General features: G+C 71.4%; 22 protein-coding genes. 9 read left to right on the top strand and 13 right to left on the bottom strand.

All coding sequences use genetic code 11. The annotated features are described in order from the left end of the window. Positions 1–16: 16 nt before the first annotated feature. Together ACZ7NC_RS26100 and ACZ7NC_RS26095 are read right to left on the bottom strand one after the other, a co-directional pair. Positions 17–397 (bottom strand): hypothetical protein, encoded by a 381-nt coding sequence (locus ACZ7NC_RS26100; protein WP_471491702.1) that lies wholly within the window; start codon positions 395–397, stop codon positions 17–19. A gap of 334 nt (positions 398–731) precedes the next feature. Further along, positions 732–1,070, bottom strand: a complete 339-nt coding sequence (locus ACZ7NC_RS26095) for a hypothetical protein (protein WP_471491701.1) — start codon at positions 1,068–1,070, stop codon at positions 732–734. Positions 1,071–1,246: 176 nt separating this feature from the next. Between ACZ7NC_RS26095 and ACZ7NC_RS26090 the strand changes: the two genes are divergently transcribed. Beyond that, positions 1,247–1,465 (top strand): hypothetical protein, encoded by a 219-nt coding sequence (locus tag ACZ7NC_RS26090; RefSeq protein WP_471491699.1) that lies wholly within the window; start codon positions 1,247–1,249, stop codon positions 1,463–1,465. Positions 1,466–1,495: 30 nt separating this feature from the next. On the opposite strand, the gene ACZ7NC_RS26085 is transcribed toward ACZ7NC_RS26090, so the two are convergent. Continuing rightward, positions 1,496–2,401: a ketopantoate reductase family protein gene (locus tag ACZ7NC_RS26085; RefSeq protein WP_471491698.1), complete on the bottom strand. Its 906-nt coding sequence runs from the start codon at positions 2,399–2,401 to the stop codon at positions 1,496–1,498. A 99-nt stretch (positions 2,402–2,500) separates the two neighbouring features. On the opposite strand from ACZ7NC_RS26085, the gene ACZ7NC_RS26080 reads away from it, so the two are divergent. Next, complete coding sequence (locus tag ACZ7NC_RS26080) at positions 2,501–2,737, top strand: DUF2277 domain-containing protein (protein ID WP_471491696.1); 237 nt, start codon at positions 2,501–2,503, stop codon at positions 2,735–2,737. A 188-nt stretch (positions 2,738–2,925) separates the two neighbouring features. On the opposite strand, the gene ACZ7NC_RS26075 is transcribed toward ACZ7NC_RS26080, so the two are convergent. The 5 genes from ACZ7NC_RS26075 to ACZ7NC_RS26055 form a co-directional block, all read right to left on the bottom strand. Further along, on the bottom strand, positions 2,926–3,546 hold the full coding sequence (locus tag ACZ7NC_RS26075) for a DedA family protein (RefSeq protein WP_471491695.1): 621 nt from the start codon (positions 3,544–3,546) through the stop codon (positions 2,926–2,928). 261 nt (positions 3,547–3,807) lie between these two features. Beyond that, positions 3,808–4,245 (bottom strand): DoxX family protein, encoded by a 438-nt coding sequence (locus ACZ7NC_RS26070; RefSeq protein ID WP_471491692.1) that lies wholly within the window; start codon positions 4,243–4,245, stop codon positions 3,808–3,810. An 89-nt stretch (positions 4,246–4,334) separates the two neighbouring features. After that, on the bottom strand, positions 4,335–6,302 hold the full coding sequence (locus ACZ7NC_RS26065) for an FAD/NAD(P)-binding protein (RefSeq protein WP_471491691.1): 1,968 nt from the start codon (positions 6,300–6,302) through the stop codon (positions 4,335–4,337). A gap of 193 nt (positions 6,303–6,495) precedes the next feature. Continuing rightward, the gene (locus ACZ7NC_RS26060) at positions 6,496–8,154 is read right to left on the bottom strand and encodes an alkaline phosphatase D family protein (protein ID WP_471491689.1); all 1,659 of its coding nucleotides are present in this window, start codon (positions 8,152–8,154) and stop codon (positions 6,496–6,498) included. A 109-nt stretch (positions 8,155–8,263) separates the two neighbouring features. Beyond that, positions 8,264–8,908: an HNH endonuclease family protein gene (locus ACZ7NC_RS26055; RefSeq protein WP_471491687.1), complete on the bottom strand. Its 645-nt coding sequence runs from the start codon at positions 8,906–8,908 to the stop codon at positions 8,264–8,266. 410 nt (positions 8,909–9,318) lie between these two features. Between ACZ7NC_RS26055 and ACZ7NC_RS26050 the strand changes: the two genes are divergently transcribed. Continuing rightward, complete coding sequence (locus ACZ7NC_RS26050) at positions 9,319–9,900, top strand: TMEM165/GDT1 family protein (protein WP_471491685.1); 582 nt, start codon at positions 9,319–9,321, stop codon at positions 9,898–9,900. 161 nt (positions 9,901–10,061) lie between these two features. Further along, positions 10,062–10,739, top strand: coding sequence for an HAD family hydrolase (locus tag ACZ7NC_RS26045; protein ID WP_471491683.1), 678 nt, complete (start codon positions 10,062–10,064; stop codon positions 10,737–10,739). Positions 10,740–10,937: 198 nt separating this feature from the next. On the opposite strand, the gene ACZ7NC_RS26040 is transcribed toward ACZ7NC_RS26045, so the two are convergent. Then, a complete protein-coding gene (locus ACZ7NC_RS26040; RefSeq protein WP_471491682.1) occupies positions 10,938–12,005 on the bottom strand; it encodes a peptidoglycan-binding domain-containing protein in 1,068 nt (355 codons plus the stop codon). Positions 12,006–12,163: 158 nt separating this feature from the next. Here ACZ7NC_RS26040 and ACZ7NC_RS26035 point away from each other — a divergent pair, with 158 nt between their 5' ends. Further along, a complete protein-coding gene (locus ACZ7NC_RS26035) occupies positions 12,164–14,227 on the top strand; it encodes an MDR family MFS transporter (protein WP_471491681.1) in 2,064 nt (687 codons plus the stop codon). A 140-nt stretch (positions 14,228–14,367) separates the two neighbouring features. On the opposite strand, the gene ACZ7NC_RS26030 is transcribed toward ACZ7NC_RS26035, so the two are convergent. Then, positions 14,368–15,021, bottom strand: coding sequence for a dihydrofolate reductase family protein (locus ACZ7NC_RS26030; RefSeq protein WP_471491679.1), 654 nt, complete (start codon positions 15,019–15,021; stop codon positions 14,368–14,370). A gap of 128 nt (positions 15,022–15,149) precedes the next feature. Here ACZ7NC_RS26030 and ACZ7NC_RS26025 point away from each other — a divergent pair, with 128 nt between their 5' ends. Beyond that, the gene (locus tag ACZ7NC_RS26025; protein WP_471491678.1) at positions 15,150–15,800 is read left to right on the top strand and encodes a hypothetical protein; all 651 of its coding nucleotides are present in this window, start codon (positions 15,150–15,152) and stop codon (positions 15,798–15,800) included. A 5-nt stretch (positions 15,801–15,805) separates the two neighbouring features. Next, on the top strand, positions 15,806–16,225 hold the full coding sequence (locus ACZ7NC_RS26020; protein WP_471491677.1) for a hypothetical protein: 420 nt from the start codon (positions 15,806–15,808) through the stop codon (positions 16,223–16,225). On the opposite strand, the gene ACZ7NC_RS26015 is transcribed toward ACZ7NC_RS26020, so the two are convergent. Beyond that, on the bottom strand, positions 16,214–16,678 hold the full coding sequence (locus tag ACZ7NC_RS26015) for a DnaJ family domain-containing protein (RefSeq protein ID WP_471491676.1): 465 nt from the start codon (positions 16,676–16,678) through the stop codon (positions 16,214–16,216). The genes ACZ7NC_RS26020 and ACZ7NC_RS26015 overlap by 12 nt on opposite strands. A gap of 98 nt (positions 16,679–16,776) precedes the next feature. Between ACZ7NC_RS26015 and ACZ7NC_RS26010 the strand changes: the two genes are divergently transcribed. Continuing rightward, positions 16,777–17,169 carry an FHA domain-containing protein gene (locus ACZ7NC_RS26010; RefSeq protein ID WP_471491675.1) on the top strand — a complete coding sequence of 131 codons (393 nt, stop codon included), beginning with the start codon at positions 16,777–16,779 and terminating at the stop codon, positions 17,167–17,169. An 11-nt stretch (positions 17,170–17,180) separates the two neighbouring features. On the opposite strand, the gene ACZ7NC_RS26005 is transcribed toward ACZ7NC_RS26010, so the two are convergent. Both ACZ7NC_RS26005 and ACZ7NC_RS26000 read right to left on the bottom strand, forming a co-directional pair. Next, positions 17,181–17,852, bottom strand: coding sequence for an O-methyltransferase (locus ACZ7NC_RS26005; RefSeq protein WP_471491673.1), 672 nt, complete (start codon positions 17,850–17,852; stop codon positions 17,181–17,183). A gap of 98 nt (positions 17,853–17,950) precedes the next feature. After that, positions 17,951–19,258 (bottom strand): DUF2330 domain-containing protein, encoded by a 1,308-nt coding sequence (locus tag ACZ7NC_RS26000; RefSeq protein WP_471491672.1) that lies wholly within the window; start codon positions 19,256–19,258, stop codon positions 17,951–17,953. Between the two features lie 149 nt (positions 19,259–19,407). Here ACZ7NC_RS26000 and ACZ7NC_RS25995 point away from each other — a divergent pair, with 149 nt between their 5' ends. Then, entirely contained in the window at positions 19,408–21,462 is a 2,055-nt protein-coding gene (locus ACZ7NC_RS25995; protein ID WP_471491670.1) for a bifunctional glycosyltransferase 87/phosphatase PAP2 family protein, read from the top strand. The last annotated feature ends 85 nt before the right edge of the window (positions 21,463–21,547 follow it).

Here is a 21,547-nt window from a genome sequence, read left to right as displayed (position 1 = left end):
TGCCCATATCGTGCCACTAGGCGTTTTCGGCCTTTCGCGCTAGGCACACCCGCCTGACCTGCATCGATACCTCACCGCACCCCCAAGAACCCCGCTCAACTGTGGAACGCAGGTCAAGCATCTTGTTCTTGTCGAAGTTGCCCTCGTCGTCCGTCCAGCCGAGGTCGTCGATCACGTTGCTGAGCACGAGCGCGTCGTAATCGTCCTTCTTGACGTCGTTACAGGCGCTTGGCTTCCCCTTGCCGCCGGCCTTCGGCTGTGCGGCCAGCGCCTCCTGGCAGTCCTTCACAGTCTCGTCGTACGTAGGCCGGACGATCAGCCAGCCGGTCACGGCCAGCCCGGCCGCGAGGACGAGCGAGGCAGTGACGATGTGCCATCTCTTGAACGTCTTGAGCATGGTGTCCCCCAGGGCTGTGCGAGGCCCGGATCGTACTGCTACGCCCGGTGTGCGCGTATGGGAACTGTGCAGGTCGTTACGGGCTGTTCGGCGGCTCCGCGCCAGCGCACGAAAGTGTGGACCGGTTACAGCAGCGGTCCCCCCCGGCTGATCGCACTGGAGCCGGTCCAGACGGCGACCCGGACGCGCATGTCAGCCACCCGCCATCATCGGTACGGCGGCGCCGAGTTCGCTGTGCACGGCCCACACGATCCCGGCGATCGGGCCGAGGACGGCACCGCGTGGGGGCGTGATCCGCCAGGTGGGCATCAGGCGGTCGGAGCCCTTCGGCGTTTCAGTTCTGCTTCTCCGCCCCCTGGGCGTGCTTCAGCTTCATGCGGGCGTCCATCCGTTCCGCCGCGGCGATCTCCGACCAGAAGCGGTGGCCGCTGACGAAGACCGCGAGTTCGTGCTCGCGCCGTCGGAGCTTCTCGACCGCGGCCTGCTCGTCCTCCGTCCAGCCGGGGGAGGCGGGGCGCTCGACCTTGCGCCAGCCGTTGTCGTCGCTGAAGCCGTCCAGGGGTGCGACCGACCAGGGGAGACGCTTCAGCAGGGCCGACAGCTCGGCCCGGACCTGATGCAGCTCCTCCTGACCGGCGAGGAGGTCACTCGGAAAGTCATAGGGCGTAGCCACGGCGCAATGCTACGCCTGTTCGATTTTGGGTTGCGAGTGCCTTTGGGTGGTTCATGCGAACGAGTGTGTGGGGGCATGATCGGCACGGATGAGATGGGCAGGGAGGGGCGCATGGACGGCTCGGGCGGCGGCTTTCTGCTGGAGCGGGGCTTGCCTACTACCCGCTGATCGCCTTCGTGGACGAGCTGCGCGACTGGTACACCGACCAGTTCCGGGAGCCCCCCACCTGGGCCGCCGGCCTCGGCGACTTCGGGTTCACCGTCCTGAGTACATCCGTGCTGGCGGCGCCGCTCTCCTCGGTGGACACCTCAGCGCTGTCCGCCGAGGAGTGGCGGCACATCGAGTACTGGCGGCCGGAGACCGTCGGTGCCGTGCTCTTCAACTCCTGGGACTGACCGGCCGGCTGGTTCGAGGAGCGCGTGCGGCTAGTGGCCCGCGGCCCTCAACTCGGCCACCAGGCGCGTCGCCACCGGCACAGGTACCCCGTGCCGCTGCGCCGCGCGCAGCAACGCGCCGCCGATGGCGTCCAGTTCGAGCGGGCGGCCCGCCTCGGCGTCGCGCTGCATCGAGGACTTCGTGGTCGGCGGGAAGGCGTCGTAGCGGGCGAGGGCCAGGGCCGGATCCGCGGGACCGCCGCAGGCGCCGCTGACGGCCGTCGCCTCCTCGACGAGGGACAGCAACTCCTCGCGGTGATGGGCGCGTACCTCGCCGACGGGGAGGGCGTAGCGGGTGGTGAGCAGGGCGAAGGGTGCCAGCAGGGACAACTTCGCCCAGAGGGTCGCCGCCTCGTCGGCATGGACCCGGGTCGTCGGGCCGGCCGCGTCGAGGACCTGTGCCAGGGCGTCCAGGCGATCGTCGGGAACCGGGTCGCCGGTGAGGTCGATCTCGGCGAAGGGGGTGCCGTGCTCGATCTCTCCCGGGGCGACGCGGGTCGACTCCGCGCGGATGGCGGCGGGGGCCACCCGGTCCGGGCGGTACCGGCTGCGGAGCAGCTCAGGGTGTTCCACGCCGTTCAGGAACGGTACGACCAGTCCGTCGCCCAGCGCGTGGGGCGGGACGCGGGTCAGGGCCGCGTCGAGCGCGGTGGCCTTGACCGCGATCAGACAGGCGTCGACCGGTTCGCGGAGCTCGGTGTCCGCCTCGACGGGGGCCGTGAAGTCCCCGAACAGGCCGCTGCGGACGCGGATTCCGCTGGTCCGCAGAGTCTTCGCCGTCTCGTCGCCGGCCAGGCAGATGACGCGGTGGCCGGACCGGGACAGCAGCGCCGCGAGCAGGCCGCCTATGCCGCCCGGGCCCAGTACCGCCACGGTGAGTTCGTCGTTCGCCGTCATGCGATGTACTCCTCCTCGTCGGTCGACCCCGCCCCTCGACGGTGGCCGCCTCGGACTCGATCATGGCAGAGGGGCCCTCCCCGAGGGAGACTGTTGGGCATGTGCCGCAGTATCAAGACGCTTCGTCCGCCCGCTTTGCCCGAAGAGGCCACGGAGGAGGAGATCCGCGCCGCCGCCCTGCAGTTTGTGCGCAAGGTCTCCGGCTTCCGGGCCCCGGCCGCGCACAACCAGGAGGTCTTCGACCGCGCCGTGGACGCGATCGCCGAGGCCACGGCCGAGCTGCTCGACGGCCTGGAGGTACGAGGGGCCACCGCGCCGGCGCGCAAGGCCGGGTAGCGCGGGCAGAAGCAGAAGCAGAAGCAGAAGCAGAAGCGGGAGCGGGAACGGGGCGGGTGAGCGTACGGCCAACGGCTTCGGCCGGGCGTACGCCATGTCGGCGCGCCCGCCGTCGTGCGGCTTATGGGCCGTACACCCGACGCGTCGTACGACTTCCGCGTCGTACCCTGCCAGGCCGTGCCGTCCCCCTACGCCGGCTTCCGCCGCACCAGGTACGTCGCCACCGCCCCCGCCGCGAACAGCGCCGCCACCGACACCGCCGTCGCCAGCCATGTCGCCCCCAGCCACTGGGCGCCGAAATAGCCGAGGGCCACGCTGTAGACGGCCCAGGCGAGGCCCGCCAGGGCGGACCAGGGGAGGAAGTCGCGGGCGCTGCGGTGGGTGGCGCCTGCGCTCAGGGAGACCACCGAGCGGCCCGCTGGGGCGAAGCGGGCCAGCACCACCAGGGCGCCGCCGCCCCGGGCCAGGGCCGTGCCGAGACGTTCCTGCGCCGAGGTGAGGCGGCGGGAGCGGGCGATGGCGCGGTCCAGTCGGGCGCCGCCGCGCCAGGCGAGGCGGTAGGCGACCAGGTCGCCCAGGACGGAGGCCGTCGCGGCGCAGAGCGTCAGGGCCAGGATGTCCGGGACCTCGCCCGGAACCTGTCCGGTCGCGGCACCCGAGCCCGCGGCCGCCGCCGTGGCGGCCGTGATCACCAGGACGCCGCTGGGCAGCACCGGTACGAACACGTCCAGCAGTACCGACAGCGCGACCACCACATAGATCCATGGGCCCGCTGTCAGCGACCCCACGTCCTCGATCCCCTCGAGCACCGCAAACTCCCCGTTTTCCCCCGTGGTCAGACCGTGCCGCGACGTCCCGGGGGAAGTGGCAGGGGCGGCCTGTAACAGCCATACAGCGTACGCCCGGGGTGTGACAGCAGGTTCGCCGGGGGCCCGTGTGATCGGCACAACATGTTCACCCGGCGGTCGTGGGCGCGATCAGAGGGGTCCGGGGACGAACGGCGCCCGCACCGCGTGAGCCTCGCGGATACGGGCGCCGTCGTACGGGGCCGGGGTCGGCGGCCGGAGCCGTCAGGCCGCGACCGGCGTCTGGTCGGCCGCCGTGGTGCTCTGCGTGCCGGTGCGCCTGGCGAACAGCCGGTCCAGCCCGAACGCTCCGGAGCCGGTGAAGATCAGCAGGAACATGGCCCAGCAGTACATGGCGGCGCCTTCGCCGCTGTTCTCGATGGGCCACAGCGCCTGCGGCTGGTGGACCTTGAAGTACGCGTACGCCATGGCGCCGGAGGAGATGAACGCCGCGGCACGGGTGCCGAGGCCGAGCAGGACCAGGCTGCCGCCGACGAGTTCGATCACCGCGGCGTACCAGCCGGGCCAGGTGCCGACGTCCGGGGTCTCGCCGCCGAAGGTGCCGAAGAGCGAGTTGGCGCCGTGGCAGGCGAAGAGCAGTCCGACGACGATGCGGAACAGGCCGATGGCATACGGCTGGGCGCTGTTGAGGCGTCCGGTCATGTGGGGGGCTCCCTCGGTCTGGTGCGGCCGGTGCCGGTGGGCAGCGGCCTGGGGACGGAAAGTGAACGGTGGCCCCACGTTAGGCAACGCTAATCGATGCTTGCAAGTTCAACATCTGGCCACACTTGCGCCTCGGTATTCCCCTCCGTCCCGGGAGCAACGGCACGTAGTGCCGCCCTGGCCACCGCGTCCGCATCCGAAAGAGTGACCGAATCCACACCCGGCCGGGCCCCCGCCGCCGTCACCCAGTGCACCCCTTCCGTGGGCACCCCGAACGCGAACCGCCGGGCGTGCGCCCGCCCCTGACGGTCGATCAGACGGTACGGCCGCTGTGTTACGTCCAGCCCTCCGGTCTCGTAACCGTCGATGGTGTGCGGCCGGCACTGCCCCGTCTTCAGCAGCCTGGCCAGCAGTTCGTCCCCGGTGCGGCGCAACTCGGGCTCGGGCAGGCGCGCTTCGATCAGGGTCGTCGCCCGGACCGCCGAGCCCGGGACGTCGGGGGAGTGCGCCACCCACGCCCCCGCCTCCTCCCGCACGTTGAGCCGTGGCCCGAGGACCTCCAGCACGCCGGCCTCCATCAGTGCCACCAGTTCCTCGACGCGCCGGCGGGGCGGGCCGATGGAGAGGAAGGCGTTGAGCGGGGTGTACCAGCGGTCCAGGTGGTCCCGGCGGGAAGCGCCGGTCAGGCCGCCGTGGTCGACGATCAGGCGCAGTTCGTTACGCAGGTCGCGCAGCACGTCGAGGGCCGACTTCAGCGGGCCGTGCACATTGCCCCGGGCGGCCTGCGCGGCGTCCTCGCGCAGATACGTCAGCAGCCAGTCGCGCCACTGCCCGGGACCGGCGAAGTCACGTCCCGCGTACGGCCGGGAGATCCGGTCCCAGCTCCAGCGCTCCCGCTCGGCGATGCCGAACTCGTCGAGCAGGCGCGGCTCCTGGGGGTCGCGGTGCGGGACGGCGAGGAAGCGCTCGATGAACTCCGGCCGCCGGGCCCCCGGTAGCAGCGCCGCGCAGTACACCGTCTCCACCTCCTTCGCCACCAGCGGCCATATCTCCGCGAGGAAGTCCGGAGCCTCACCGGAGTCCGCGCGCTTGCGGAAACCGGCGATCACCTCCGGGGTCAGCACGAGCGGGAGATGGCGGCCGTACGGCCCCTTCGCGTTGTCGCCGCGTGCCTGGTACGGGATGCCGCGCCGCGAACCGGCGTACAGACGCGGCTCGTTGCCGGAAGGGAGGTAGCGCGGTGGCAGTCCCTCGGAGTCCCGCACGAAGCGGCCACCGCGGCCCGTGGTGAACAGGGCCATGTGGTCGAAGAAGTTGAGGCCCAGGCCGCGCAACAGCACCGGTTCGCCCGGGGGTATGGCGGACAGGTCGACGTCGGCCGGGTTCGCGGGCGCGATGTGGCGCAGACCGTGGCGTTCGGCGTACGAGGCCAGGTGGCGCTGAGCCGTGTCGGCGGCCGTCGGCAGATGTCCCTGCGCCAGCACCACGGCGGACAGGGCGGGCAGGACGCGGCCGTCGTCGAGGGTGAGGACCTGGCGGCCGTCGGGCATGTCATCGAGCCGTACGGCGCGGGCGGCATACGTCTCGACGTGTATCGCGGGCGGCGCCTCGCGCACGACCTTCGCGAACACCCACTCCAGATAGCGGCCGTAGTCGGCGCGGGTCGGGTACTCGTCCGGGCCCAGCGCGCCCCCCGCCCAGTCGTGGAGGCTGGGGCCGGGCCGGATCGGGCCCGAGCAGTCCACGCTGTCGTCGGTGAACAGGGTGACCTGCGAGGACACCGTGTTCATCAGCAGCTCGGGCGACTGCGCGGTGCGCCATACGCGCCCGGGACCGGGCGGCGCCGGGTCGACCACATGGACCGTGAGGCGCGCGCCGGGCGGGAGGAGTTCGGCGGCGGAGGCGCAGAGGCGTTCCAGGACGCTGGTGCCGCGGGGGCCGGCGCCGACCAGGGCGACGGAGACCGTGTGGGAGTCCGGGGTCGCCGTGGGGGAGTCCTGGATCGGTGCGGAGGTCGATGCGGTCAAAGGGGTGACTCCCGGGCGTGTGGGGCGCATTGGAGCGAACCGTCAGGCGGAAGCGGACGGTCCGGCTCATCATGCCGTCGGGAGCGGGGCGAACCGAGCCCCGGGGTGAGCGAGTGTGGGATGCATCACGAGCATCACATGCCACGGGGGCCACAAGCGGTCGGAAGCGGGCGATTGCAGGGCGAGTTCGGACTTCGCGACCGCACGCGACCCGACCCTACGGCTAGGGGGTCGGTGTCAGCTCGGACTCCGCGACCGTCCGCAGCCGTGCCCCGGCCCCGGCCCCGGTCCCGCCCACTGCCCGCGCCTGCTCCAGCCGCAGTTGGGCCGAGCGGCCGCTCAGGGTCAGGGTCATGAGCTGGTTGCCGAACCACGGGCCGCCCGTCCGGCGCCAGTCGATCGGCGGCCGCGGACAGGACCCGTGCCCGGCGAACCGGCGGCCCAGCCGGCGTGCCGCTCCGCTCCAGCCGAAGCGGAAGCCGAGCCGGACCGCCATGTGGATGGCGTTGTGGACGGGTGAACAGGTCAGCTGGAAGACCCGGGCGTCGGGCCCCTCGCCGTCCGGCCAGGTCGGCTCGGCCACGTACGCGTGATGCACGTCCCCCGACAGCACGCACACCGTCGCCGGCGCCTCCGCCCCCGATCCGGCCTCGGCGATCAGCGCCGCCAGCGCGTCGAAGGACGCCGGGAACGCCGCCCAGTGCTCCAGATCGGCCCGTCGCCGCAGATCCTCCCCGATCCGCGCCCAGCGCTCCCCGCGCTCGCCCCGGCACAGCGCGGCGTTCCACGCCTCGGCGTCGTGCACCAGGTGCGGCAGCAGCCAGGGCAGGGACGTACCGATGAGGAGGTGGTCGTAGGAGCCGGGGGCGTCGAGCGCCTGCTCGCGCAGCCACCGCGCCGCACCCGGGTCGAGCATGGAGCGCGCGCCCTCGTCGAGCACCCGGGCCGCCCGCGTGTCCACCATCAGCAGCCGTACGCGCCCGAAGTCGCGCCGGTAGCTCCAGCGGACCGAGGCGGGGTCGGTGTCCGCCTTGCACGCGAAGGAGCGCAACTCGTCGGTGCCGTCGGGGGTTTCGCGTACGGCGGCGTAGAGCGGGTCGGCGGCCAGCTCGGCCGGCGACAGATTGCCGAGATGCTGGTGCACCCAGTACGACATCAGCCCGCTCAGCAGCCGCTCCCGCCACCAGGGCGTGGCCCGCATGTCGGCGAGCCAGGCGGCGGAGGTGTTCCAGTCGTCGATGACGTCATGGTCGTCGAAGATCATGCAGCTGGGCACGGTGGACAGCAGCCAGCGCACCTCGGGGTCGAGCCAGGACTCGTAGTAGAGGCGGGTGTACTCCTCGTAGTCCGCGACCTCGTCGCCCGGCGGCTCGTTCAGATCGCGCCGGGCGGCCAGCCAGCGCCGGGTCGCCTTGGAGGTCTCGTCGGCGTACACCTGGTCGCCCAGCAGCACCAGCACGTCGGGGCGTTCGCCGCCGGGGTCGGCCGCGATCCGGGCGGCGAGGGTGTCCAGCGCGTCGGGTCCCACCGGGTCCTTCTCGTCGGCGGGCGGCGCGGCCCAGCGGCAGGAACCGAAGGCGAGACGGACGGGGTCGCCGTCGGCGGGGGTGCGGATGACCGAGGGCGGGAACGCGGCATCGGGCAGCGGCCACACGCGCGTGCCGTCGAGGAGGACCTCGTACGGCGTCGTCGTCCCCGCAGTGAGACCGGTCACCGGCACCAGGGCGTAGTGGTGCCCGGCGATCTGGAAGGTACGGGCCTCGCCACCGGAGCCGTCCGCGCCGCGCACCTCGGCGGCGCACGGGCGGCTCGCCTCGACCCACACGGTCGCGGCCGAGCCGTCGACGTATCTCAGCAGTGGACCCAGGCGCAGTTCCGCCACGTCATCGCCCTCCTCCGTCGCCCCGTACGGTACGGAACGACGGAGGGGAACGGGGAGGTTCCGCAGATCACGGTTTGCCGAACTCCGGCGGTACCGCGTCAGGCGGTTGTCAGCAGTTGGCGAGGTAGTTCGTGAGGGCGGACTTCTCCGCCGAGTCGACCGAGAGGCCGTAGTAGTACTTCACCTGGACCCAGGCACGGACGTAGGTGCAGCGGTACGAGCTGACCGACGGCATCCAGGTGGCCGGGTCCTGGTCGCCCTTGGCCTGGTTCACGTTGTCCGTGACGGCGATCAGCTGCGGGCGGGTCAGGTCGTTGGCGAAGGACTGGCGGCGCGAGGTGGTCCAGCTGTCGGCCCCGGAGTCCCAGGCCTCGGCCAGCGGGACGAGGTGGTCGATGTCGAGGTCGGAGGCGACGGTCCAGGTGGCGCCGTCGTACGGGGAGAACCAGCTGCCGCTGGTGGCGGCGCAGGAGGAGTCCTGGACGACGTTCGTGCCGTCGCGCTTGAGGACGACCTCGCGGGTGTTGCAGGTGCCGGACTGGGTGATCCAGTGCGGGAAGAGGTCGCGGCTGTAGCCGGTGCGGTCCTCGGTCGCCACGGTGAGCGAGGCGAGGTAGGTGCGGGCGGTGGCGCCGCTGACGGGCGTGGGGAGCGCGGCGGAGGCGGTCGGGGCGTTGAACAGCGCGACGGAGGCTATGAGGCCGCTGAGGGCCGCGAGTATGCTGACCCGTCGACGCGCGTAGAACTTCGACATGCTAACTCCCTTGGGAGGTGGGGGTGTTGGCGTGCGAGCGAGGGAATGCTCGCGGTGCCGTGTTGCGGGGAGATGTACGTACGGTGAGAAACTAGTGACGTGTGCATGACACGACAAGGTTGAGTGCGTGGCTTTCTTCCTGCGTATCGGCCGGCCGGTCGTTCGACGGCATCACGTACGATGGACGGCGCAGAAGGGGAGTAGCTCTTCGCCGGACCGTCGACATACTGCTCAGCTCGTCTGAGCCGGCGCCCGGAGGCGGACCTCGTTCACGAGGTCGGCCAGCGAGACCTTCGGCAAGCAGCGCACGCCTGTGTCGTACGACACGGGTGCCGAGTGTGCTGCCGTGCCGAGGTGTCGCAGCGCAGTGACAGTGCTCTCGGTGGGGCAGCCCGACCGATTGAGGAACCTTGATCAGCTTCACCGTGACGGCCGTCGTGTTCGGCGTCGTCTTCCTCGCCGAACTGCCCGACAAGACCGCCCTCGCCGGGCTGGTTCTCGGTACGCGCTATCGCGCCTCGTACGTCTTCGCCGGCGTCGCCGCCGCCTTCGCGGTGCATGTCGCGCTGGCCGTGGCGGCAGGCAGTGTGCTCACCCTGCTGCCGCAGCAGATCGTGCAGGCGCTCACCGGTGTGCTCTTCCTCGGTGGCGCGGCCGTGCTGCTGATGAAGAAGGACGAGGACGAGGAGGAGATCCGCAAGCCGGAGAACCAGACCTTCTGGAAGGTCTCCGGGGCCGGGTTCATGCTCATCCTGATCGCCGAGTTCGGCGATCTGACGCAGATCATGACGGCGAATCTCGCGGCGCGCTACGACGATCCGCTGTCGGTCGGCATCGGTGCGGTGCTGGCGCTGTGGAGCGTGGCGGCGATCGGGATCGTCGGCGGGAAGGCGCTGATGAAGCGGATTCCGCTGGCGGTGATCACCAAGGTCGCGGCGGTGCTGATGCTGGGGCTCGGGGTGTGGAGCCTGTGGGAAGCCGTGACCGGGTGAGCTGAACGGTCGGTGAACCCTTCTCGAAGCCGGTGGCGGGAACCGGCCCACGTTTTGTACCGTAGAGAAACAAAGTGGCTCCGCCCGTTTTCCCTGACCGGCGGGCGGGCCCGCTTTGTCCTCGGGGGGCCAGCCTTTCTCACCGCGCCTTGGAGCTGCCGATGACGGCCACGACCGTCCCCAACGTCCCCACTGTGCTCACCGCCCGTGCCCTCCTGCTCGACATGGACGGCACGCTCGTCAACTCCGACGCCGCCGTCGAGCGGATCTGGCGTCGCTGGGCCGAGCGGCACGGGCTGGACGGGGACGAGGTGATGAAGGTCGTGCACGGGCGGCAGGGGTACGCCTCGATGGCCCTGCTGCTGCCCGACCGGCCGATGGAGCAGAACCACGCGGACAACGCGCGCATGCTCGCCGAGGAGACGGCGGACGTGGACGGCGTCGTACCGATTCCCGGGGCGCCGGAGTTTCTGGCCTCGCTGCGCGGGCTGCCGCACGCACTGGTGACCTCGGCCGACGTCGCGCTGTCCACGGCGCGGATGGCCGCCGCCGGGCTGGCGCTGCCGCAGGTGCGGGTGACCGCCGAGTCGGTGGGCGCGAGCAAGCCCGACCCCGAGGGCTTTCTGAAGGGCGCCGCCGAACTGGGGGTCGCGCCGGCGGACTGCGTGGTGTTCGAGGACTCCGCGGCCGGTATCGAGGCGGGGCGCTCCGCGGGGATGCGGGTGGTGGGCGTGGGGCCGAGGGCTGCTTTCCATGGGCCGGACGTGTGTGTGGCGGACTTGCGGCAGGTAGGGGTCGAGGCTGCGGCGGGTGGGGAGATTCGGGTGGTTGTCGCCTGAGAGCTCGGGGGGTTCGGTTCGGAGGCGGCTGCGGGTTGTCTGGGACTGATCGCGCAGTTCCCCGCGCCCCTATAGGTACGTCCAGCGCACGCCCTCAAGGGGCGCGGGCAACTGCGCGAGCAACCCCCACCCACCCGCAGCCGCCCTCGAACCGAACCCCCCGACCCGTTAGGCGAACCGGCACCCACAGCGGCAGCGTCACGGCTCGGTCGTCTCCGACTCCAGCTTCTCCCTGGTCTCCAGGTCGTACACCCCGTAGTCCTCCGCCTGGACCCCTCGCGCCCACTGGTACCGGGCCACGGCCTCCTCGACGCCCTCGTTGTAGTTGCCCTTCGCCTGCCGGGTGTACAGGCCGAGTTGGGTCAGGCGGAGTTCCAGTTCGGTGACCTCGGGGCCCCGGTCGCCCCGGCTGAGGGTCGGGGGTACGGGCTCGCGCACGGGGGTGGAATCGTCGGCCTGGGAGTCGGTCGCCTCCGTAGCCGAGGGGGTGGTCGTCGGTTCTGCCGACGGGGACGCGGTCGGGGACGCCGTCGATCGGGACGGGGACGGCGAGGCGGTCGGGCTCTGGGAGGGTGACGCGGAGGCCGGGGGCGGCGTCGACGGTGCCGTCGTCGCGGTCGGCGAGGCCGCCTCCGACGTCTCGCTCGTCGCCGGGGCCGGGACGCTCGCCCGTACGTCGTCCGGGAGCGCTGTCTTCCGGGTCGGCGCCTCGTAGGTGAACACGCCGCTCGCCAGGCCGGCCGCGGTCATCACGGCCACCACGGCTCCGCCCACACCCAACAGGACCGTGCGGCGGTGCCGGGGGGCCGCGCTCCGTATCTCGTCCCGGCCGTCCTGGGCGTCCCGGCCGTCCGTGGCGTCATGCGCCGCGTCCGTCGGTGCCGCCGGCTCGAACAGGCTCAGGTCCTGTGCGCTCGGTGGCGTGGCCGCGGACGCCAACGGGGTCGGGAGCGTCGCGGCCGGTTCGCTGGCGGGTGGCGGCGGTGCCGGCCGCGGGGGTTCTATCGGCCGCAGCTGCATCGTCTCGGCGCCGCTGTCGCGCTCAAGTTCCACGTATGGCCGTATGCGCAGCGGATCGAAGTCCTCCGCCGCGGCAGCCTGCGCCGTACGGGCGTCTCTCAGGGCCTCGGACACACGCGGGCCGCAGCCGCACGACGGGGTGTTGTCGGCCGCCCTCGGTGCTCCGCACTCCGGGCAAAGGCGGGCATCCGGGCGGTCCGGGTCCCGCGGACCCTTCGCCCCCTCGGCTCCCCTCGGCTCTGTCACGCGTCCGTCCCTCCCTCGCGAACTCCCCAGATTATGCAGACGTTCCTCACGCCGTCTTCGCAAGCCCCCGGAAGGGCCCCTTCCAAAGGGACTCAACAGGCCATAACTCGACATAGCGATCACGATGGAGGATGAAACGAGACCTTCGGGAGGTCTTCATGACCGGGGATGCGCACGGTACGACGGGAAATGTGCGTGACGCGCGGCCCCCGGAGCGGCGAGCCGGGGCGCACGAGAACGTGCCCGGCAACGTCCTCGTCTCCATCGGCGCGCTGCTCCTCGGGATGCTGCTCGCCGCGCTCGACCAGACGATCGTGTCCACCGCGCTGCCCACCATCGTCAGTGACCTCGGTGGGCTGGAGCATCTGTCCTGGGTCGTGACGGCGTATCTGCTGGCGTCCACGGCCGCTACTCCGCTGTGGGGCAAGCTCGGTGACCAGTACGGGCGCAAGCGGCTCTTCCAGATCGCGATCGTGATCTTTCTCATCGGTTCCGCGTTGTGCGGCATGGCGCAGGACATGGCTCAGCTCATCGCGTTCCGGGCCGTCCAGGGGGTCGGGGGCGGTGGGCTGATCGTGCTGTCCATGGCGATCGTGGGCGACATCGTGCCGCCGCGGGAGCGAGGGCGGTATCAGGGGCTGTTCGGGGCGGTGTTCGGGGCGAGCAGCGTGCTGGGGCCGCTGCTGGGCGGGGTGTTCACCGAGCATCTGAGCTGGCGGTGGGTGTTCTACGTCAATCTGCCGGTCGGGGTGGTCGCGCTCGCCGTCATCGCCACCGTGCTGCGGATTCCGCGCAAGTCGACGCGGCATGTCATCGACTACGTCGGTACGTTCCTCATCGCGTCCGTCGCCACATGTCTGGTGCTGGTGGCGTCTCTCGGCGGTACGACCTGGGGCTGGGGGTCGGTGGAGATCGTCGGGCTGGCGCTGCTCGGGGTCGTGCTCGCCATAGTGTTCGTCGTCGTGGAGCGGACGGCTGTCGAGCCCGTGCTGCCGCTCAAGCTGTTCCGGGTGCGGACGTTCGCGCTGTCCGCGGTCATCAGCTTCATCGTCGGGTTCGCCATGTTCGGGGCGATGACGTATCTGCCGACGTTTCTCCAGGTCGTGCAGGGAGTCAGTCCGACCATGTCCGGGGTGCACATGCTGCCGATGGTGGTGGGCATGCTGCTGTCGTCGACCGGGTCCGGGCAGATCGTGAGCAGGACCGGTCGTTGGAAGGTGTTTCCCATCGCCGGGACCGGGGTGACCGCCCTGGGGCTGCTGTTGCTGCATCAGCTCGATGTGGACAGCTCCACCTGGGAGATGAGCCTGTTCTTCTTCGTGTTCGGGCTGGGGCTCGGGCTGGTGATGCAGGTGCTGGTGCTGATCGTGCAGAACGCCGTGTCGTACGAGGATCTCGGCGTCGCGACCTCCGGTGCGACGTTCTTCCGGTCGATCGGGGCCTCGTTCGGGGTCGCGATCTTCGGCACGGTCTTCGCGGCTCGGCTGGACGACAAGCTGGTGGAGGCGTTTCGGGGGGTTCGGTTGCCGGACGGTGTCTCGTTGGAGGGGCTGGAGGCGGATCCCCGGCACATCTCGGAACTGCCGGCGGGGCTGCGGCCGGAGGCGTTGGAGGCGTACGCGTCCTCGATCACGGACGTGTTCCTGTACGCCGCGCCTGTCGCGCTGGTCGGGTTCGTGCTGGCCTGGTTCCTGCGGGAGGACAAGCTGCGGGGGTCCGTCACGGCGCCCGATGTCACCGAGACGTTGGCGAGCAATCCGGTCGAGCGGTCGTCGTACGACGAGGTGTGCCGGGCGTTGTCGGTGCTCGGGACGCGGGAGGGGCGGCGGGAGGTGTACCGGACGATCACCGAGCGGGCGGGGTACGACCTGTTGCCCGCGGCCAGTTGGCTGCTGCTGCGGACCAAGCGGTACGGGTGGGTGGAGCCGGGGGTGCTGGCGGAGCGGAGTTCGGTGCCGTTGCCGGTGATTCTTGATGCCGCTCGGGAGGTGGAGGGGCGGCGGTTGGCTGTGCGGGAGGGGCTCGATCTTGTGCTGACCGATGAGGGGAGGGAGGTCGCGGAGCGGCTGGCTCGGGTTCGGGAGGAGTCGTTGGCGGAGTTGCTGGGGGACTGGTGGGGGCCTTCTCGGCCGACTGATCTTGTGCAGTTGGTGAAGGAGCTGAATGAGGAGTTGTGCGGGTCCGATCGGGAGCAGCCGCGTGCCGCGGGGGGTGCGCGGTGATGCCCGCGGCGGCCTGCGCGGGTTGGGTGGGGGCTTGCGTAACGCCGGCGGGCGCTGCTGCAGCCCCCTTCTTGTTTTTGGGGGCGCGGGGAACTGCGCGATCAGCCACCACGGGCCCGCACTCGGCCTGCTGGCCGCTCTCAGCCGTTGACGTCCGCGCGGGTGAACGTCAGGTGGGTTACTCCGCTCGGCGACGAGACCGCCTCGATCCGGTAGTCCTGTTCGATGCCCTCCAGGCCGTCCCAGAGGCGTTGGCCTCGGCCCAGGAGGAGGGGGGCCACCGCGACGTGCATGTGGTCGATGAGCCTCGCGGAGAGGAAGTCGCGGAGGAGCGTCACCCCGCCGCCGATGCGTACGTCCTGGTCGCCTGCCGCCTTGCGGGCCGCCGCGAGGACTTCGGTGGGGGAGGCGTCCAGGAAGTGGAACGTCGTGCCGCCCTCCATCTCGATCGACGGGCGCGGGTGGTGGGTGGCGATGAACGTCGGGGTGTGGAAGGGCGGGTTGGGGCCCCACCAGCCCTTCCAGTCGGGGTTCTCGTGCCAGTCGGGGTAGCCGAACTTTCCGGAGCCCATGATCTCGGCGCCGATGCCGGGCATGAACTGCCGTGCGAAGGCGTCGTCGACGCCGCCGTTGCCGCCGGGGTCGCCGGCCCGCTCGTGCCACCAGCGCGTGGCGAACATCCACTCGTGCAGCCGTTCGCCGGCGTGGCCGAAGGGAGCGTCGAGGCTCAGGCCCTCGCCGGTGCCGAAGCCGTCGAGGGAGATGGTGAAGTTGTGGACCCGGACCAGTGACATGGCTGTGATTCCTTTCGTGTGCGGCGTGCGAGTTCAGGTGCTTTCACTCTGACGTCGATCGGGGAACCGCCGAATCGACACGCCGTCGGCGGCCGTTTGAGGTATCCCTTCCGGGCAACCCGGCACACATGTCCACAAGCGTGATCATTCTGATCGTGATTGCGGCGGTCGTCGTCGTGTTCGGCGCGACCGTCATGGCCCTGCGCACTCGGGGTGCGCAGGGCAGTCGGGGTCTGAGGCGGCGCTTCGGGCCCGAGTACGAGCGGACCGTGGCCCGGCACGACGGGGACGCCAAGGCCGCCGAACGTGAACTCGCCCAGCGGGTGGAGCGGCACGGCGGGCTGCGCGAGCGGTCCTTGGAGCCGACCGAGGTCGAGCGGTTCGAGGCCCGCTGGACGGCGGCCCAGGAGCGCTTCGTCGACTCGCCGAAGGAGGCCGTGGCCGAGGCGGACCGGCTGCTCGCGGACCTGGCGCGGGCACGGGGGTTCCCGGAGGGCGCTCAGTACGAGGAACAGCTCTCCGCGCTGTCCGTGCACCACGCGAGGCATGTGCAGGGCTACCGCCAGGTGCACCGCGCCGCCCATGCGCGGGTCGGTGGCGGACCGGACGGCGGGTCGGGTACGGAGGAGATGCGCGAGGCCATGATCGAGGGCCGGGCGCTGTTCGACGACCTGCTGGCGGGCCCGGTCGAGCGACACCGCGAGTCCCACGAAGCCCGGAGGAACACCGGCGGCCATGTGCCGTGGTCGTTCACGGGACGTCACGCGAAGGGGAGTTGAGTGACATGACCGACGCCACGACCGGCCGGGGAACCGGCCACGACCCGGCCGAGAGCCGACCCACGGTCGCGCCCACGGCCGGTGCGGTCCAAGCCGGCACGCCCTCGCGCGTCACGAAGCCGGGCGGAACCACCACGGAGAGCGGGCGCGGGGCCGTTCCGCTCGTCCCGAACGACGAGTCCGACAAGTTCGAGCTCAGGCTCCAGCACGCGGTCTCCGGATTCGTCGACGGTCCTCGGGCCGCCGTCGAGGAGGCGGATCACGTGGTCGAGGCCCTCGTGGGCCGGTTCACCGAAACCATCGGCGAGCGCCGCCGCACCCTGCGCATGTCCTGGCAGGAAACCGACGACAGCGCCGACACCGAGCAGCTCCGGCTCGCCCTGCGTGACTACCGCGAGCTGGCGGAACGGCTCCTACACATCTGACGCACGCGAACCACGTGACCCGTCCGACCCATCAGGCACACCTGACCCGGCCATCGTCCGGCGCTCCCGCCACTGCCCTACGACCTCTTCCACGTCGTAGGGCCTGCGGCCCAGGGGAGGGCCGGGCGGTGGCTTGAGCAGCATGTCGCGGATCTTGGCGTTGACGTCCGTGATGATCTTCCGGACCGCCCGCTCCGTCGGTGCCGCGTAGGCCGCCGTCAGCGCGTCCTCCGCCTCCTTGCGCAGGGCCAGGCCCGGGGGCAGGACCGACAGGCCCTCGCGGGCCATCTTGCGTTTGACCCACCACAGTTCGTCGTACGGGGCTTCCAGGTCGTTCGGCAGCGGTTCGCCGGTGCCGGGCAGTCTGTCGAAGTCGCCGCGCACCTGCGCATCGTGGATCTGCTTGTCGACCCAGGACTCGAACGGGACACCGGGGGGCTTTCGCTCGGTCATGAGTTCATTGTGCCGGACGCGGCGGTGCCGGGCGATTTATCATGCGGCGTCGGCAGCCAGAACGGCCGTCGTACAAGGACGTTTCAGGAGGGGCGCTCGTGCTCGAACTCACCATGGCCGCCGTGTCCGCGGCGGACGAGGGTGCCACGGCCGGCATGCTCATGGCCGACGCGCCCAGCGAGCCGGGCTCCGTGCTGCGGGTGGGCCGCGACAAGGCGGTGTGCCGGCTGTCGACGCCGGACGACTGGCTGTTCGTCTCGCGGGTGCATCTGGAGTTCCTGTGCGGGCCCGACGGCGGCTGGCAGGTGACCTGGCTGCGCGGTTCGCAGCCCGACCCGTCCTCCGAGGTGCGGCTCACCGTGGGCGAGTACGCCCAGCCGATCGGCTACGGCGGGACCGTGCCACTGCCGAGGGGCGGCAGCGGCGAGATCGTCATCCACGACCGCACCGCCCCCCGCAGCGTCAACGTCGGCTTCTACCACGAGGCTTGAGCCCCCTCGCCTCAGGCGAGTACGCGCGCCAGGGCGAAACCGTCGTAGCCCTTGCTGCCGACGGTCTGGACCGCCGTGCCGCTCAACCTCGGGTGGCTGCCGATCAGTTCGATGGCGGTGCGGGTGCCCCTGACGTCCGGCGCGTCGGTCTCCGCGTCGATCACCCGGCCGCCGCGCACCACGTTGTCGAGGACGATCAGGCTGCCCGTGCTCGTGAGCCTGACCGCCCACTCGATGTAGTGCGGGTTGTTGGCCTTGTCGGCGTCGATGAAGACCAGGTCGAAGGGGGCCGGGTTCTCGTCGGCCAGCTTGGGCAGCGACTCCAGGGCCGGGCCGACCCGTACCTCCACGATCTTGTCCAGGCCCGCACGCGCGATGTTGCGGGTGGCGACCTCGGCGTTCTTGGCGCTGTACTCCAGCGAGATCAGCCGGCCGTCGGCGGGCAGCGCGCGGGCCAGCCAGATGGTGCTGTAGCCGGCGAGCGTGCCGATCTCGAGGATGTTGCGGGCGCCCTGGATCTCGGCGAGGAGCTTCAGGAGCTTGCCCTGGGGCGCGGTGACGTTGATGCTCGGCAGGCCGGCCGCTTCACTGTCGCGCAGGGCCGCCCGGAGGGTCTCGTCGTCGGGTGAGAGGTGGGCGGAGAAGTACTCGTCGACGTCGTCCCAGAGCTGAGACTCGCTCATCGCCTTGCCTCCATAGGTTAGTTAGAAGCGCTAACTAGATGATCTAAGGAATATAGTCGCGCGGTCCGTGCCCCGCCGGGATTTCCAGGATGGTGGTTTCAGCCGATCCGCGCAGGCGGCTGCGCCGGGGGCGGGGCCGGGGGCGGGGGCGGCTCGGAGGTGCGGCGCCGGGTGCGTCGTACGGCGAACGCCGCCGCGGTCGCCGCCGCCGCGACGAGTCCCGCGGTCATCGTCAGCAGCCAGGCCGGGAATCCGGCCACCGTACGCAGCCGGTCCTCGTGGATCACCTGCTGGAAGCTGTCGTCGGCCGGCGCGCGGAGCAACTCGTGGTCGCCCGAGATCCGCTCGGGGTACGGGAACTCCTGGCCGATCGCGGTCAGGAACGGCGCCCCCGCCGCCAGCTGGGCCAGCGGGCCGGTCCCCGTCGGCACCCGTCCGGCGTAGGTGACGCGCGGGCGTTCGCCGCCGATCCGGGACGCCGGTTCCATGCGGTGCGCGGCGAGGACGTACAGGCCCAGGGACTGGGGCGAGCCGGCCAGCCGTGACAGGCGCATCGGGTAGACCGGCTCGTCCGCGCGGAAGGTGAGGTGCAGGGGGTCCAGCGCGCCGGTCAGGGCGGTGCCGGCGGTCCGCGGGGTCAGCTTCACGGCCACGTACTCCCAGCGCCGCTCGACGTAGGGCCGCAGGGCCCCGGTCAGTCGGGCCGGCAGGGCGAAGCCGTTGCTGTCCAGCCAGCCGTCCAGGGCGCCGGGGTCGGTCGCCGTCAGCCGAGCCACCTCGAAGGGGCCGAGGCGTTGCCGGCCGACCACGCCCACCGGGGCGCCGGCGCCGGACGGCAGCCGGGGAGGGGCGCCCGCGGTGCCGTCGCCGGAGACCAGGGGCCAGTCGCCGTCCTCGGGCCAGAAGTGGAACCGGGTGCGGTGCACGGGGGCGGTGACCTTGTGCAGTTCGTCGAAGAGGCCGGGGTCGCCCAGGCGGACCGTGGCCCGCCGCGGCACCGGCATGATCCAGGCGACCCGGTCGGCGTCACCGTCGACGGTCAGACGCAGCACGATCTGCTCCCGCGTCCCGTCCCAGCGCACGACGGACTCCTCACGCGCGACCGCCACCCGCCGCGCGTCGCCGGGCACCACGGCCCCGCAGCCGCACGCCCACGCGGGCGCCGCGAGCTGGCCGAACTGGAGGGCGAGCAGCGCCAGGACGACGGTAAGCGCCCGGCTCCGGATACCCGTCCGAAGTAAGTCCGCCATCGCGCGCAGCCCCTCCACCCCCGCGAGCCCCTCCGCCGTGCGGCGCCAGCGCTTCAGACGGTACGGCGGATGATCCGGCTCCGTGGCCGGAGCGGCGCGATGTGATCGATACCGCCCCCAGCGGAGGCGGGCGAACCCGGGGCCCACTATCGTCATTCGGACAAAAGGAGAGCGGACATCAGGTGAAGCGGAGGTTGCCTGCGTCTCTCTCGGGGGCGGTGCGAGCCGCATAGAGTTCGTGGTGATTCCTGACGCGTGGGACCTATGGGACCTGTGGGACGAGCGGGGCGGGAGGCCGACGAGGCGTGGCGAATGCGGAGCACGGTGGGCGACCGGCGGAGGCGCTCGGAGCGACGGCCGTCGGCGCGGTCCAGGCACGCCTGCGCATGGCACGGCTCGGCCTGTGGCTCGTCGCCGCGATCCTCGCCGTACGGCAGGTGGCCGTCGTCCTCAGTACGCCGCGCGGGGAGCGGCTGACGGATCTGGAGACCTGGGTCGGGCCGGACGGCGTCCTGCATGTGAAGGGTTCGCTGTACGACTCGACGGAGTTCACCGGTACCCCGTTCGGCGGACTCGTCCTCAAACCGCTGACCCGGGCCGCCGAGCAGGCCCTCGGCTGGGGCTGGACCTTCGGCACCCTGCTGCTCGTCGTCGCCCTCGGCCTGGTCGCCGCCCGCGCCCTGCCGCAGCCGGTCAGCCGGCGCGCCTCCCTGCTCGCCGCGCCGGTCGCCATCAGCCTGCTCATGCTGTCGCTGCCGGTGCGCAACGCCCTCTACCTCGGCCAGACCAGCATCCTCCCGGTCCTGCTCGTCCTGCTCGGCTGCTTCGCCGTGCGCGGCGAACGCGCCAGCGGTGTCCTCATCGGCCTCGCGGCCGCGCTCCAGCCGACCCTGCTGCTGCTCATCCCGCTGCTGTGGTTCACCGGCCGCCGCCGGGCCGCGCTGTCCACGGGCGCCGCGTTCGCCGCGGGCACGGCCGTCGCGTGGGTGGCGATGCCGAGCGACTCGTACACCTACTGGGTGCACCACATGGCGGGCGTCGGCCTCGGCGGACGCGCCGACGACCTCGCCAACCAGTCCCTGCACGGTGCCCTGCTGAGGCTCGGGCTGACCGGCCCGCTGGAGATCGCCCTCTTCCTGTTCCTCGGCGCCGCAGTCGCCGTCCTCGCGGTGCGCCGTGCCGTGCGCTACGCCCATGACGGACAGTTGCTCCTCGCCGTCGCGATCACCGGCTGCGCGGCGATCGTCGTGTCCCCCACCGCCTGGCAGCACCAGCTGCTGTGGGTGCTGCTCGCGGTCGTCGGCCAGGTCGGCAGACGGGCCTCCGACCGGTATGTGTGGCCGGTCGCGATCGTGCTGGTGATGACGCTGCCCGCCAGGATGATGGTGCCGGACAAGGTGCTCCTCCATCCGCTCCGGGCCGACCTGGTGCTCCTGGCCGCCATCGCCACGGCCGCCGTCGTACCGTTCCTGTCGCGCACCTCGCCGTACTGGCAGACGCCGGTCCCGACCCAGTACGCCGACAAGGTCCCGTCCCGCTTCCGGCACATCCCGCTGGTGCGGTTCCTGCGCCGGGTCGTCTCCCGCCCCAACCTGCTCTTCGAACTCCTGCTGATCCGGGTCACCTACTACGCGTACGCCCAGATCCGCCTCGCCGCGGCCGGCGGCTCCAACTCGGCCGGCCGGGTCGCCGCCGAGGAGCACGGCGAGGAGGTCCACTCCATCGAGCGCGCCCTGAACATCGACATCGAGTACTGGGCGAATCACGCCGTGGTGAAGGTCGACTGGCTGCGGGGCTTCTTCGACTTCTACTACGAGTCGTTCCACTTCGGTGTCCCGCTGGCGATACTCGCCGTCCTGTACTGGCGCCGCCCCGTCGACTACCGCTGGGCTCGCACCGCGATCGGCCTCGCCACCGTCTTCGCCCTGGTCGGCTTCTGGCTCTACCCGCTCGCCCCGCCCCGGCTGATGCCCGGCCTCGGCTTCATCGACACCGTCCACGGCCCGCAGGACTTCACCCAGCCCGACTACGGCACCCTGACCGAGCTCACCAACCAGTACGCGGCGATGCCGTCCCTGCACTTCGGCTGGTCCCTGTGGTGCGGCCTCGTCATCCTGATCCTCGCGCCCAGGTGGTGGATGAAGCCCCTCGGCCTGCTGCACCCGCTCCTCACGGTCAGCGCGATCGTCGTCACCGGCAACCACTGGGTGCTGGACGCGGTAGGCGGCGCCGCCGTCGTGGTCGCCGGCTTCGGGCTGACGTACCTCTTCCAGGGCCCGCGCGCCAAGCCGGTGACCACCCGGGCCGCGAAACTCAGCAGCGGCTTCCCGGCTCCGGTGAAGGACCGTACTCCGAGCTGATCCGGTAGTCGCCGGGGGCCGAGACGGTGAGCTCGGTGAACTCGCCCTTGGCGGCGAGACACCCGCCGCCGTCCGCCCGCAGCCG

It is taken from the genome of Streptomyces sp. NPDC111802 (assembly GCF_055634335.1).
The sequence above is the reverse complement of the archived record's forward strand: the minus strand, read 5'-3'. Positions and strand labels throughout refer to the sequence as shown.

Coding starts and splice junctions, on each gene's coding strand:
- ACZ7NC_RS26100 (WP_471491702.1), bottom strand. CDS start 397: ATGCTCAAGACGTTCAAGAGATGGCACATCGTCACTGCCTCGCTCGTC.
- ACZ7NC_RS26085 (WP_471491698.1), bottom strand. CDS start 2,401: ATGACGGCGAACGACGAACTCACCGTGGCGGTACTGGGCCCGGGCGGC.
- ACZ7NC_RS26080 (WP_471491696.1), top strand. CDS start 2,501: ATGTGCCGCAGTATCAAGACGCTTCGTCCGCCCGCTTTGCCCGAAGAG.
- ACZ7NC_RS26070 (WP_471491692.1), bottom strand. CDS start 4,245: ATGACCGGACGCCTCAACAGCGCCCAGCCGTATGCCATCGGCCTGTTC.
- ACZ7NC_RS26065 (WP_471491691.1), bottom strand. CDS start 6,302: ATGCGCCCCACACGCCCGGGAGTCACCCCTTTGACCGCATCGACCTCC.
- ACZ7NC_RS26055 (WP_471491687.1), bottom strand. CDS start 8,908: ATGTCGAAGTTCTACGCGCGTCGACGGGTCAGCATACTCGCGGCCCTC.
- ACZ7NC_RS26045 (WP_471491683.1), top strand. CDS start 10,062: ATGACGGCCACGACCGTCCCCAACGTCCCCACTGTGCTCACCGCCCGT.
- ACZ7NC_RS26035 (WP_471491681.1), top strand. CDS start 12,164: ATGACCGGGGATGCGCACGGTACGACGGGAAATGTGCGTGACGCGCGG.
- ACZ7NC_RS26030 (WP_471491679.1), bottom strand. CDS start 15,021: ATGTCACTGGTCCGGGTCCACAACTTCACCATCTCCCTCGACGGCTTC.
- ACZ7NC_RS26025 (WP_471491678.1), top strand. CDS start 15,150: ATGTCCACAAGCGTGATCATTCTGATCGTGATTGCGGCGGTCGTCGTC.
- ACZ7NC_RS26020 (WP_471491677.1), top strand. CDS start 15,806: ATGACCGACGCCACGACCGGCCGGGGAACCGGCCACGACCCGGCCGAG.
- ACZ7NC_RS26015 (WP_471491676.1), bottom strand. CDS start 16,678: ATGACCGAGCGAAAGCCCCCCGGTGTCCCGTTCGAGTCCTGGGTCGAC.
- ACZ7NC_RS26005 (WP_471491673.1), bottom strand. CDS start 17,852: ATGAGCGAGTCTCAGCTCTGGGACGACGTCGACGAGTACTTCTCCGCC.
- ACZ7NC_RS26000 (WP_471491672.1), bottom strand. CDS start 19,258: ATGACGATAGTGGGCCCCGGGTTCGCCCGCCTCCGCTGGGGGCGGTAT.